Raw genomic sequence first — 11,456 nt, forward strand, 5'->3', positions numbered from 1 at the left:
TGTAGGCGGCCTTGTGTCCCTCGACCGCCCCGTCGAATGCAGGCTATGTCTTTGTGAACGCGTGCACAAAGATGGTGTCCGTTTTGTCCGGCCAAAGTGACCGGGGTCACGCGACCGGTTCGCGCCACGAAGGAACCGCGCGGCGCGTCAACCCGTTGGGAACACGAAGGGGGCAAAACCGCACACTCTCCTTACGATCATGCCCCCGGAACCCACCAAAACGTCCATGATGGTAGCCCTCTTCCGGTCAGCCACCCAGTTCGCGCCGCAGACGCGCGGGGTCCACCCGCCAGAAGGTGTGCTGCTCGCCGTCGACCAGGACCACCGGAATCTGCTCCCAGTACTCCTGGTGGAGCTCCTCGTCCTGCGTGATGTCCTTCTCCTCCCAGCGCGCCCCCGTCTCGGCGCAGACCGCCTCGATCACCGCGCGCGCGTCGTCGCAGAGGTGGCAGCCCGGCTTGCCGATCAGCGTCACGGTCCGCGGAGCGGAGGCGACGGGAGCGGCCGGGTTGTCCTTCTTCTTCGTCCGTCCGAACATCCCTCCATTCTGCGCCGACCGAGGCCCGCGCGGACCCGCCCCCGCCGGACCCGCTCCACCATCCGTCGACAGGAGGGACGCGGAGTGTTCACTCCTCCGCGACCTCACGGGTCGGGATTGACCGAACAGACTGGCTATGCTCACGCCATGGCCGCACTGGGATGGCTCACCTCTCACCGGCGCTCCGCCACCGCGCGCAGCGTCCTGGCAGGCGAGGCCGCTGCCGAGGCAGCGCGCAAGACCTCACAGCAGCTCGAACGCGAGCGGGAGGAGGCGGCCGCCGCCGGCCTCATCGCGCCGCCGGAGCCCGACTTCCCCGTCATGGGGGACGTCCGGGCCGCCGCCTTCTTCGACCTCGACAACACCGTCATGCAGGGCGCCGCGATCTTCCACTTCGGCCGCGGTCTCTACAAGCGGAAGTTCTTCCAGCGCCGCGAGCTCGCCCGCTTCGCCTGGCAGCAGGCGTGGTTCCGGCTGGCCGGCGTCGAGGACCCCGAGCACATGCAGGACGCCCGCGAGAGCGCCCTGTCGATCGTCAAGGGCCACCGCGTCTCCGAGCTGATGTCGATCGGCGAGGAGATCTACGACGAGTACATGGCGGACCGGATCTGGCCCGGCACCCGCGCCCTCGCCCAGGCCCACCTGGACGCCGGACAGAAGGTGTGGCTGGTCACGGCCGCCCCCGTCGAGACCGCCACGATCATCGCCCGCCGCCTCGGCCTGACCGGCGCGCTCGGCACGGTCGCGGAGTCGGTGGACGGCGTCTACACCGGCAGGCTGGTCGGCGAACCCCTGCACGGACCGGCCAAGGCCGAGGCCGTGCGCGCCCTGGCCGCCGCCGAGGGCCTGGACCTGAACCGCTGCGCCGCCTACAGCGACTCCCACAACGACATCCCCATGCTGTCGCTGGTCGGCCACCCCTACGCCATCAACCCCGACACCAAGCTGCGCCGCCACGCCAAGTCCCTCGAGTGGCGGCTGCGCGACTACCGCACGGGCCGCAAGGCGGCCAAGGTCGGCATCCCCGCCGCGGCGGGCGTCGGCGCGCTGGCGGGCGGCACGGCCGCCGCGGTCGCCCTGCACCGCCGCCGCCGCTGACGAAACGACCCTCCCCGGCCCTGGGCGCCCCTCGGTCGCCCTCCCGTGCCGATACGTTTCGGCCGCGATCACCTGCGACAACCCGAGACCAGCGCGCCTCACCCGTACGTGGTCGAACAGTGCCGCACAGGTCGACTACCGGGCATTCGCGGCTCCCTACCCAGCAGCGGCCCAGATCACTCCACAGCTCTGGACTCGACCACAACAGAGCGTGCGCGTAGTCACACTCGGAAGCAATCCGATCAACAAGCGGTCACGAAGTGCGACGCGATCCGCCCGCAAGCGGTAACAGAAGTGTCGGAATCGATGATTTGAGCAACTGGGTGTAGCGCTGCCTGTACGAAGCGTTATTCTCCTCAGACGCACAACGGAACCCACACGTCGCCACGACGAGTGAACGGTCCCGCACTGCTCGTGATGGAAGCTCTGCCTCTGGGAGTCCCGTGTACCCACACGTCGGGGTTGACGCCTCGGGCCTGGCTACGCTGCGCGCAACGGTCCTCGACCACTTGCGCGGCTTCGTCCCCACCGCGTATGCCGTCCCTGTCCCCGCCTTTGCCTTCGCCGCACCGGCACCCGCCGGTCCCTGCTATGCCCTGGCCGAGAGCGGTGCCGCTGTCGGCAGAAGGGGCAGCCGCAGCGGCACCGGAACCTCGACCGCCGCCCGCCGCCCCACCGCCGACAGCGACAGCGCTCGCATGATGGACCTGGTCGAACGCGCCCAGGCCGGCGAGGCCGAAGCCTTCGGCCGCCTGTACGACCAGTACAGCGACACCGTCTACCGCTACATCTACTACCGCGTCGGCGGGAAGGCGACGGCGGAGGACCTCACCAGTGAGACGTTCCTGCGCGCCCTGCGCCGGATCTCCACCTTCACCTGGCAGGGCCGCGACTTCGGCGCCTGGCTGGTCACGATCGCGCGGAACCTGGTCGCCGACCACTTCAAGTCGAGCCGTTTCCGACTGGAAGTGACCACGGGCGAGATGCTCGACGCCAACGAGGTCGAGCGCAGCCCCGAGGACTCCGTCCTGGAGTCCCTCTCCAACGCGGCCCTCCTGGACGCGGTCCGCCGGCTCAACCCCCAGCAGCAGGAGTGCGTGACCCTGCGCTTCCTGCAGGGCCTCTCCGTCGCCGAGACCGCCCGGGTCATGGGCAAGAACGAGGGTGCGATCAAGACCCTCCAGTACCGGGCGGTGCGCACCCTGGCGCGCCTCCTCCCGGACGACGCCCGCTGACCGCACCGCGCCCCCCACACGCGCTCCCACCCCCCGCTCACCCCACCCGTCCCCTCCACCTCCCCCCACGCCCCCCGACCCCCGTCCAACTCACAGTCGGTGACGCCTCGATGACGCACTGGTCCGATCATCTTTCGCGCGTAACCCAAGTGCCGCGCCGCTCGTTGTGCGGAATGCAGGCTCCCTGCGGTCACGCCTCGCCCACAGCCACTCACTCTTTCGTGTGGATGTGTTCAAGGTGTGCAACCTTCCGGACACCCCGGGGAGTCGACCGTCATGACGAGAGGAGGTGCCGCCAGTGATCGCGAACGTATCGGCGCACCGGCGGGCGAACGCCTTCGCCCATGCCCTGGAGGATCAGGCGTCCGAGGGCGCGGCGGCCGAGCAGCCCGAGGCAACGGCCGAACCGGCCGAGCAGGGGCGGCTGTTGGCGCTGGCGAACGGTCTCGGCGAACTGCCGAGACCGAAGATGGACCCCGAGGTCAAGGTGGTGCAGCGAGCCCAGCTCGTCGCCGCCATGGAAGCGATGCTCGCGGAGGGGAGCGCTGCCGCGGGCCCTACCGTGCCGGAGCAGCGGACCTCGAGCGGACGGGGAGCCCACCGGGCCTCCCCGCTGCGCAAGCTGCGCCCCCGCTCCCGCTGGTCGAAGGGAATCGCCGCGGGCGGGCTCACGGTCGGTGTCGCGGCCGGCGCCTTCAGCGGCGTCGCCGCCGCCAGCAGCGACGCCCTCCCCGGTGACTCGCTCTACGGGCTGAAGCGCGGCATGGAAGACATCAAGCTCGGGATGGCGGACGACGACGCCGACCGGGGCGGGATCTATCTGGACCAGGCATCGACCCGGCTCAGCGAGGCCCGCAGACTGATGGAGCGCGGACGCGCCGGCGCACTCGACCACGAGTCCCTCGGCGAGATCCGTCGCGTCCTCGGCGGCATGAAGCACGACGCCTCCGAAGGCCACCGGCTGCTCCGCCAGGCGTACGAAAGAGACGGAGCCATCGCCCCGATGGCCCGGCTCAACTCCTTCGCCCAAGCCCACCGCACCACGTGGAACGGTTTGCGCGAGCGCCTGCCCGTCCAGCTCGCCGACGTCGGCAACGAAGTCAACGACGTCTTCGTCGCCATAGACCAAGAGGTCGAGCCACTCCAATCCATGCTCCCCCGCACCCCGGAGAAGGGCGCCGCCGGCACCGGCACACCCACCACCGGCCACAGCTCCCCCGGCCCGAGGACCCAGCACCCGTCGTCCTCCCCGGCCGCCCCCTCCACCGGCGCCGGCACCACCCGGCCGCAGCCCTCGGGCTCCGGCAGCGGCACCACGGAGAACGACGGCCTGCTCGGCGGCAACACCGGCGGACTCCTCGACCCCCCGCCGACCGGCACCGCCCCGGCCCCGTCGGGCGACCAGTCACCACCCCCCATGCCGGACGTGACCATCCCGCCGCTGCTGCCCGACCTCCTCCCAGGTCTCGGCATCGACAGCGAAGACGCACGCTGACACCAGAGCGGGGCGCCCCCTTCACCTCGGGGGGCGCCCCGCTCTCGTACCACCGACACCACCGGCCCACGGCCGGCGGAGACGGCCGACGGTCAGAAGAACACCGACCGGCGCTGCACCAACAGCTTGTACAGCGTGTGCTGGATCTGCTCCCGCACCTGATCCGTCAGATTGAACATCAGCATCGGATCCTCCACCGCCTCCAGCGGATAGCCGTCCGTCGGGATCGGCTCACCGAACTGGATCGTCCACTTCGTCGGCAACGGCACCGCGCCCAGCGGCCCCAGCCACGGGAACGTCGGCGTGATCGGGAAGTACGGAATCCCCAGCACCCGCGCCAGCGTCTTCGCGTTGCCGATCATCGGATAGATCTCCTCCGCGCCCACGATCGAACACGGCACGATCGGCACCCCCGCCCGCAACGCCGTCGAGACGAACCCGCCCCGGCCGAAACGCTGCAGCTTGTACCGCTCCCCGAACGGCTTCCCGATGCCCTTGAACCCCTCCGGCATCACGCCCACGATCTCCCCGGACCGCAGCAGCCGCTCCGCGTCCTCCGCGCACGCCAGCGTCGACCCCGCCTTCCGCGCGAGCTCGTTGATCACCGGCAGCATGAACACCAGGTCGGCCGCGAGCAGCCGGAGATGACGGCCCGCCGGATGGTTGTCGTGCACGGCGACCTGCATCATCAGGCCGTCCAGCGGCAGCGTCCCGGAATGGTTGGCGACCACCAGGGCGCCCCCCTCGGCCGGAATGTTCTCGATGCCCTTCACTTCCACCCGGAAGTACTTCGCGTACAGCGGCCGCAGCATCGACATCAGGACCTGGTCGGTCAGCTCCTTGTCGTAGCCGAACTCGTCGACCTCGTACTCACCCGTCACCCGCCGGCGCAGGAACGCGAGCCCGCCCGCGAGCCGCCGCTCCCAGCCGCCCCCGCCCCCGCTCTCCGACGCGCCCCGCGCGCCGCTCTCCGCCTCCTCCGGGCCGTCGGAGCCCCCGGAGCCCACCGGACCCCGCCGGCCGTCCGCCAGATGCTCCTCAGGGCCCTGCTGACCCGGCAGAGCCCGCACCGCGGCCTCCTGCCCGGCCCGGGCAGGGCGCCGCCGCGCCCGCGAACGGTCGTCGTCGAACGGAATGACCTTGGCGTCCGCCATGGTTACGTGGGCTCCTTAGTCGCCGCTCTCAACAGGGGTATGCGTCACCGGGGTGGACGCCAGCCGGTCCGCGACCCGGTCCACCGCCCCGGCCAGCCGCTCGGGCGGCAACAGCCCCGGCCCGCGACCGGCCGCGAAGTCCGCGAAGGCCTCCGCCGTGGTGAACCGTGGCACGAACCCGAGCGTCTCGCGCATCTGGACCGTGGAGACGACCCGGCCGTGCGTCAGGAGACGGATCTGCTCGGGCGAGAAATCGGTGACACCGACCGTCCGCAGCGCCGAACCGACCCAGGTGACCGCGGGCATGGGCACCGGCACCGTCGGCCGCCCCAGCCGCCGCGCGCACTGCGAGAGCAGCAGCACCCCGTCACCCGCCACATTGAACGTGCCGCTGTTCAGCGTCGCGCGCCGCGGCTCCTTCGATCCGACGTGCAGGACGTCGATCACATCGTCCTCGTGGACGAACTGCAGCCTCGGGTCGTAGCCGAAGACCGTCGGCATCACCGGCAGCGACAGGTACTCCACGAGCGGCGACTCCACCCGCGGGCCCAGGATGTTCGCGAACCGCAGCACACACACGGCCACGTCCGGGCGGCGCCGGGCGAAGCCCCGGACATAGCCCTCGACCTCGACCGCGTCCTTGGCGAAGCCCCCGCTCGGCAGCGACTTGGGCGGGGTGGTCTCCAGGAAGACCGCGGGATCGCGCGGCGCGGAGCCGTACACGCTCGTACTGGACTTGATCACCAGCCGGCTGATCCGGGGCGACTTCTGGCAGGCCCCGAGCAGCTGCATGGTGCCGATGACGTTGGTCTCCTTGACCGACGTACGGCCCCCGGCGCCCAGCGCCGTCCCGGTGACGTCCAGATGGACGACCGTGTCCACGTCGTACTCGGCCAGCACCTTGGCGATGGCGGGCTGGCGGATGTCCGCCCGGACGAACGCCGCGCCGCCCAGATCGTGCGCGGGCGCCACCGCGTCCAGGGCGACCACATGGTCCACCTCGGGGTCGCGCTGGAGGCGCCGTACGAAACGGCCCCCCAGATAGCGGGCCGCACCGGTGACGAGCACGACCTTGCCCAAGATCCGCGCCTTCCGTCGGTTCGATCCCCCGGGTCCTCCCTCAGGGGCCTCTGCGCCACCGTAGCGCCTCGCCGCCGCCCCGCAACGATCGGCGTGGGCAACAGGACCAAAAAGGCGTGGCCCCCCACCGAACCGGTGGGGGGCCACGCCCGACGCACAAACAGCCGTCGTACAGCCGTCGCTTACTTCTTGTTGCGACGCTGAACGCGGGTGCGCTTGAGCAGCTTGCGGTGCTTCTTCTTGGCCATCCGCTTGCGCCGCTTCTTGATAACAGAGCCCACGACTACCCTCGCTCACTTCTCTTCACTGGTGCGGGGCGTCTGGGCCCACACGACCTACGTCGGCCTAGCCTACCGGATGTAATCCGGCGGCCTGCCGAGGTCCTGAGCCATCGGCCGCGCGCTCGCTACGCGGTCTCCACCCCCACGAAGGACTCCCTGAGGTACTCGTGCACTGCCTGTTCCGGGACCCGGAAGGACCTGCCCACCCGGATCGCCGGCAGATGACCGCTGTGCACCAAGCGGTACACGGTCATCTTCGACACTCGCATCACCGAGGCGACTTCCGCCACGGTAAGAAACTTGACCTCGTTGAGAGGCCGATCGCCAGCAGCCATGACCCACCTGTACCTTCCGCACACGACGCCCACCGGCTTCCCCTCCGGTGACCCTGCGTCGCTGTGCGCTCACGCTCCAGACTAGGGGCGGGTGGTACGAGTGGGGAAGAGGAGCAGCCATCGGCCGTTTACCGTGACAGACGCGCTCGATTGAGTACATAGCGAGTGAGCGGGCGGTAGTAGTCGGACCGTACGGCGTCATCAAGCGGAACCGCCACGGACACCTGCCCCTCCGCCTCTCCGACGAAGAGCGCGGGATCGTCCGTATCCGCCAGACCGATGGCCTCGATACCCAGCTGACCTGCGCCGCAGACCCATCCGTGGTCGCCGACGACAAGCTCGGGAAGGGGCCACCCGCCCTCCACGGCGCCCTCCAGAGCGGCCCGAATCGGCAGCGGGGAATGCGAGTGCGCCCCCGTTTCACGCCCGGTCGCCGACAGACCGGGTTCTCGCACCAACGCGACACCCCGTACGTAGTCGAGAAGGTACGTGCGTAGACCGAACCGGGTCGTTATGTCGACACATCTCCCCTGCGCGGGTGTGAGGACAAGACATCCTGCCGCCGACAGAGCGTCTGCGAGCGCTGCGTAGAACCCCAGCAGACGGTGCGGATGTCCCGTCCCGAACAGCACCGGAGCCCCCCGCGCGGCCACCTCGCCCAACCGCGCCGCGAACGCGTCGAGCCCACTCAACGTCCGCTCCGGATCGATCACATCGGGCCCGGCGCGGTGCGCGGGATCCGGCGACACCCCGCACTTGTCGGCCATGAGGTGCAATAACTCCGCCTCGCCCCACGCGTAATCGGGATCCAGCCCCAGCATCACCCGCGGGTCCCGCGCGGCGAACAGCCGATAGCTGCGCAGGCTCTCCTCCCGCGAGGTCGCCACCGTCCCCGCCAACCCCGCCGCCAACAGATGCGCCCGCAGCGCCCCGGTACTCAGCACCCTCTCGATGCTGCCTGAGCGAAGCTTCCGGCGGGCCAAAAGCGGTCCGAGACCGCACAGTTGGCGTAACCACGCACCTCGCCGAGGACCGCGCGGACAGCCCGCCGGGCGACGAGGACGAGGCGCGTGGTTACGCCAGCAGCCCCCGCAGCGGGAACGCCGCCCGCCGCGTCGCCAGCACCGACTGGTCCAGCCGGTCCGCCGGGTCGTACCCCTCCGCCCAGTCCCGCCACTCCACCGGCCACCGGCCGTCCGTCATCCGCGCCGGCCCCAGCTGCCGCGTCCGCGCGTACACCTCGTCCCGCCACGACGACGGGATCACCGACTCCGGCTCCACCGGAGCGTGCGCCGCGATCCCCACCAGGTGCGTCCACGACCGCGGTACGACGTCCACCACCGCGTAACCGCCCCCGCCGAGCGCGACCCACTTGCCGCCCTCGACGTGTGCGTGCGCCAGGTCGTGGCAGGCCGTCTGCACGGCCCGCTGCGCGTCCAGCGACACGGCCAGGTGCGCCAGCGGGTCCTCGAAGTGCGTGTCCGCCCCGTGCTGGGTGACCAGCACCTGCGGCCGGAAGTCCGCGATCAGCTCGGGCACCACCGCGTGGAAGGCCCGCAGCCATCCCTCGTCGCCCGTCCCGGCCGGCAGCGCCAGGTTCACCGCCGACCCCTCGCCCGGCCCGGCCGCGCCCGTCTCCTCGGGCCATCCGGTCTGCGGGAACAGGGTCCGCGGATGCTCGTGCAGCGAGATGGTCAGGACCCGCGGGTCCTCCCAGAACGCGGCCTGCACGCCGTCCCCGTGGTGGACGTCCACATCCACGTAGGCGACCCGCTCCGCGCCCAGTTCGAGCAACCGGGCGATCGCCAGCGACGCGTCGTTGTAGATGCAGAACCCGGAGGCGCTGCCCGGCATCGCGTGGTGCAGCCCGCCGGCGAAGTTCACGGCGTGCGCGGCCTCGCCCCGCCAGACCGCTTCCGCGGCCCCCACGGACTGTCCGGCGATCAGCGCGGAGACCTCGTGCATCCCGGCGAACGCCGGGTCGTCGACGGTCCCCAGGCCGTACGCCTGGTCGGCGGCCCTCGGCCGCTCCGAGGCCGCCCGCACGGCCGCCACGTAGTCCTCGCGGTGCACCAGCCGCAGCGTCGACTCACCGGCCGGCTTGGCGGCCACCACGTCGACGGCGCGATCGAGCCCGTACGCCCGCACCAACCCCATGGTCAGCGCGAGCCGCACGGGGTCCATCGGGTGCTCGGACCCGAAGTCGTACCCGGTGACAGCTTCATCCCACATCAACAGTGCGCGGCCGCTCATGCCCGTCACCGTATCGGGCCGGTTGAGAACCGAACGACGTGGCGTACGCCACCGTCACCAGGACCAGCACCATCGGCACGAGCATCGCCCCGCGGTAGCTCCAGACGTCCCCGAGCGCCCCGACGAGCGGGGATCCGATCAGGAACCCGACGTAGTTGAAGACGTTGAGCCGGGCCACGGCGGCGTCGCTGGCGCCCGGGAACAGCCTCCCGGCCGCGGCGAAGGTCTGCGGCACGATGACGCTCAGTCCGAGCCCGAGGACGGTGAACCCGGCCACGCCCGTCCAGGCCCCCGGCGCCAGCGCGACCACGGCGAACCCGAGCGCCGCCAGCACCGCCCCGCCCCGCACGACCGCCGCCGCACCCAGCCGCCGCACCCCGAAGTCCCCTACGGCCCGGCCGAGGAGCGTGGTGACCATGTACGCGTTGTACGGCACGGTCGCCAGCTCCTCCGAGCTGCCGAGCACGTCCTGCAGGTACTTCGCGGACCAGTTCGACACCGTCGAGTCCCCGATGTAAGCGAAGGTCATCACGAGGCACAGCGGCAGCAGCAGCGCGAAGCCGAGCCGGGGACCCCCCGCGCCCCCGGCTCCTTCGACGGCGGGCCCCGGTTTCCCGTCGACGTACCACCGGCCGCCGATCCAGGCGACGGGCAGCAGCACGGCCACGACCGGCAGGTACGAGACGACCAGCGAGAGGTCCCAGTGCGCCCCCGCCCAGGCGAGCGAGGCCCCCACGATGCCGCCCAGGCTGTACGTGGCGTGGAAGCCGAGCATGATGCTCCGGCCGTACTCCCGCTGGAGGCTCACCCCCAGCATGTTCATCGACGCGTCCAGGGCGCCGACCGCGAGCCCGAACACCCCGAGCGCGACGGCGGCCTGCCACATCGCGCTTCCCGCGCCGACCGCCAGGAGGGCGAGGAGCACGACGGGTTGCGAGGCTCGCAGGACCTTCCCCGGACCGATCCGCGCCACGATCTTCTCGGTGGCCACGCTGGCGACACCGGCGAGGATCGGCACGGCGGCCAGGAACGCCGGGAGCAGGGCGTCGGATATCCCGTACCGGTCCTGGATGGCGGGTATGCGTGTCACCAGGAGCGCGAAGGTCACCCCTTGCACGAAGAAGCTGACCGCCAGAGAGCCCCGCCCACGCCGCAACCGCGCATCCGTCATGGCGGCACAGCGTAGGACGCGGCTCTACCCATGGGTAGATGGATCACCGACCCAAATCGGCGGGGTCTCTCAGGCGAGCAGGGGGAGGAGTTCCGGCATGCTGTCGAAGAGGCCGCGGGACCCTGTCAGCTTCTCCGCGGGTGTCATGGCGGTGAAGCCGTAGACGTCCATCCCGGCGGCGAGGGCGGCCTGGACGCCGAGCCGGCTGTCCTCGATGACGACGCACCGCTCGGGGGCGGTTCCCATGCGGGTGGCGGCGTGGAGGAAGAGGTCGGGCGCGGGCTTGCCCCGGCCGACGTCCTCGGCGCTGAAGGTGTTCTCGTCGCGGAACCACTGGTCGAGTCCGGTCTTGCGGTGTCCGACCCGGATCCGCTGGTGGCTTCCGGAGGAGGCGACGCAGTAGGGGATGCCGGCGTCCACCAGGTGCTTGAGCACGTCGGTGGCTCCGGGGACGGGCTCCAACTCCCGCTGGAAGGCGGCGAAGACGCGTCCGTGGAAGATCTCGTCGAAGTCCTCGGGCAGCCGCTGCCCGGTCCGCTCCTCGATCAGGTCGTGTACGCGATGCATGGCGGCCCCCATGTAGTCGCGCAGGGACTCCTCGTACGAGGTGGGGTGCCCGAGCTCGGTGAGGTAGCCGGCCAGGAGGGTGTTGGAGATCGGCTCGCTGTCGACGAGCACCCCGTCGTTGTCGAAGATGACCAGGTCGTATCGCATGTTCGTACCCTAAACGCAGAAAAGCCCCGCACCATAAGGTGCGGGGCTTTCCCACAATGATTGTTCGGCGGCGTCCTACTCTCCCACAGGGTCCCCCCTGCA

General features: G+C 70.8%; 12 protein-coding genes. 3 read left to right on the plus strand and 9 right to left on the minus strand.

The features are described from left to right. Nucleotides 1-247: 247 nt before the first annotated feature. Nucleotides 248-538, minus strand: a complete 291-nt coding sequence (locus ACFZBD_RS30980) for a glutaredoxin family protein (RefSeq protein WP_391146086.1) — start codon at nucleotides 536-538, stop codon at nucleotides 248-250. 147 nt (nucleotides 539-685) lie between these two features. Between ACFZBD_RS30980 and ACFZBD_RS30985 the strand changes: the two genes are divergently transcribed. The 3 genes from ACFZBD_RS30985 to ACFZBD_RS30995 all read left to right on the plus strand — a co-directional run bounded on the left by ACFZBD_RS30985 (nucleotide 686) and on the right by ACFZBD_RS30995 (nucleotide 4,366). Continuing rightward, nucleotides 686-1,636: an HAD-IB family hydrolase gene (locus ACFZBD_RS30985; protein WP_391146089.1), complete on the plus strand. Its 951-nt coding sequence runs from the start codon at nucleotides 686-688 to the stop codon at nucleotides 1,634-1,636. 443 nt (nucleotides 1,637-2,079) lie between these two features. Then, on the plus strand, nucleotides 2,080-2,871 hold the full coding sequence (locus ACFZBD_RS30990) for an ECF subfamily RNA polymerase sigma factor, BldN family (RefSeq protein ID WP_391146091.1): 792 nt from the start codon (nucleotides 2,080-2,082) through the stop codon (nucleotides 2,869-2,871). Between the two features lie 298 nt (nucleotides 2,872-3,169). Beyond that, a complete protein-coding gene (locus ACFZBD_RS30995) occupies nucleotides 3,170-4,366 on the plus strand; it encodes a DUF5667 domain-containing protein (protein WP_391146094.1) in 1,197 nt (398 codons plus the stop codon). Between the two features lie 92 nt (nucleotides 4,367-4,458). Here ACFZBD_RS30995 and ACFZBD_RS31000 read toward each other — a convergent pair whose 3' ends face one another. The 8 genes from ACFZBD_RS31000 to ACFZBD_RS31035 form a co-directional block, all read right to left on the minus strand. Continuing rightward, a complete protein-coding gene (locus tag ACFZBD_RS31000) occupies nucleotides 4,459-5,520 on the minus strand; it encodes a 1-acyl-sn-glycerol-3-phosphate acyltransferase (protein WP_391146097.1) in 1,062 nt (353 codons plus the stop codon). Between the two features lie 15 nt (nucleotides 5,521-5,535). Continuing rightward, nucleotides 5,536-6,600 carry an NAD-dependent epimerase/dehydratase family protein gene (locus ACFZBD_RS31005; RefSeq protein ID WP_391146100.1) on the minus strand — a complete coding sequence of 355 codons (1,065 nt, stop codon included), beginning with the start codon at nucleotides 6,598-6,600 and terminating at the stop codon, nucleotides 5,536-5,538. Nucleotides 6,601-6,782: 182 nt separating this feature from the next. Next, nucleotides 6,783-6,881, minus strand: a complete 99-nt coding sequence (locus ACFZBD_RS31010) for a 30S ribosomal protein bS22 (RefSeq protein ID WP_003948845.1) — start codon at nucleotides 6,879-6,881, stop codon at nucleotides 6,783-6,785. 125 nt (nucleotides 6,882-7,006) lie between these two features. Then, the gene (locus ACFZBD_RS31015; protein WP_158988220.1) at nucleotides 7,007-7,216 is read right to left on the minus strand and encodes a helix-turn-helix domain-containing protein; all 210 of its coding nucleotides are present in this window, start codon (nucleotides 7,214-7,216) and stop codon (nucleotides 7,007-7,009) included. Nucleotides 7,217-7,344: 128 nt separating this feature from the next. Further along, the gene (locus ACFZBD_RS31020) at nucleotides 7,345-8,160 is read right to left on the minus strand and encodes a phosphatase (RefSeq protein WP_391146103.1); all 816 of its coding nucleotides are present in this window, start codon (nucleotides 8,158-8,160) and stop codon (nucleotides 7,345-7,347) included. A 130-nt stretch (nucleotides 8,161-8,290) separates the two neighbouring features. After that, entirely contained in the window at nucleotides 8,291-9,469 is a 1,179-nt protein-coding gene (locus ACFZBD_RS31025) for an acetoin utilization protein AcuC (RefSeq protein ID WP_391146105.1), read from the minus strand. Then, nucleotides 9,438-10,640, minus strand: coding sequence for an MFS transporter (locus ACFZBD_RS31030; RefSeq protein WP_391146107.1), 1,203 nt, complete (start codon nucleotides 10,638-10,640; stop codon nucleotides 9,438-9,440). The genes ACFZBD_RS31025 and ACFZBD_RS31030 overlap by 32 nt, the downstream gene beginning before the upstream one ends. Before the next feature lie 69 nt (nucleotides 10,641-10,709). Next, the gene (locus ACFZBD_RS31035) at nucleotides 10,710-11,354 is read right to left on the minus strand and encodes an HAD-IA family hydrolase (protein ID WP_391146109.1); all 645 of its coding nucleotides are present in this window, start codon (nucleotides 11,352-11,354) and stop codon (nucleotides 10,710-10,712) included. Between the last annotated feature and the right edge of the window lie 102 nt (nucleotides 11,355-11,456).

The sequence above is a fragment of the Streptomyces sp. NPDC008121 genome (assembly GCF_042957155.1).
Taxonomy (GTDB): domain Bacteria; phylum Actinomycetota; class Actinomycetes; order Streptomycetales; family Streptomycetaceae; genus Streptomyces.

Excerpts from the sequence above, each read along its gene's own strand:
- ACFZBD_RS30980 (WP_391146086.1), bottom strand. The coding sequence starts at position 538 with ATGTTCGGACGGACGAAGAAGAAGGACAACCCGGCCGCTCCCGTCGCC.
- ACFZBD_RS30985 (WP_391146089.1), top strand. The coding sequence starts at position 686 with ATGGCCGCACTGGGATGGCTCACCTCTCACCGGCGCTCCGCCACCGCG.
- ACFZBD_RS31000 (WP_391146097.1), bottom strand. The coding sequence starts at position 5,520 with ATGGCGGACGCCAAGGTCATTCCGTTCGACGACGACCGTTCGCGGGCG.
- ACFZBD_RS31015 (WP_158988220.1), bottom strand. The coding sequence starts at position 7,216 with ATGGCTGCTGGCGATCGGCCTCTCAACGAGGTCAAGTTTCTTACCGTG.
- ACFZBD_RS31025 (WP_391146105.1), bottom strand. The coding sequence starts at position 9,469 with ATGAGCGGCCGCGCACTGTTGATGTGGGATGAAGCTGTCACCGGGTAC.
- ACFZBD_RS31030 (WP_391146107.1), bottom strand. The coding sequence starts at position 10,640 with ATGACGGATGCGCGGTTGCGGCGTGGGCGGGGCTCTCTGGCGGTCAGC.
- ACFZBD_RS31035 (WP_391146109.1), bottom strand. The coding sequence starts at position 11,354 with ATGCGATACGACCTGGTCATCTTCGACAACGACGGGGTGCTCGTCGAC.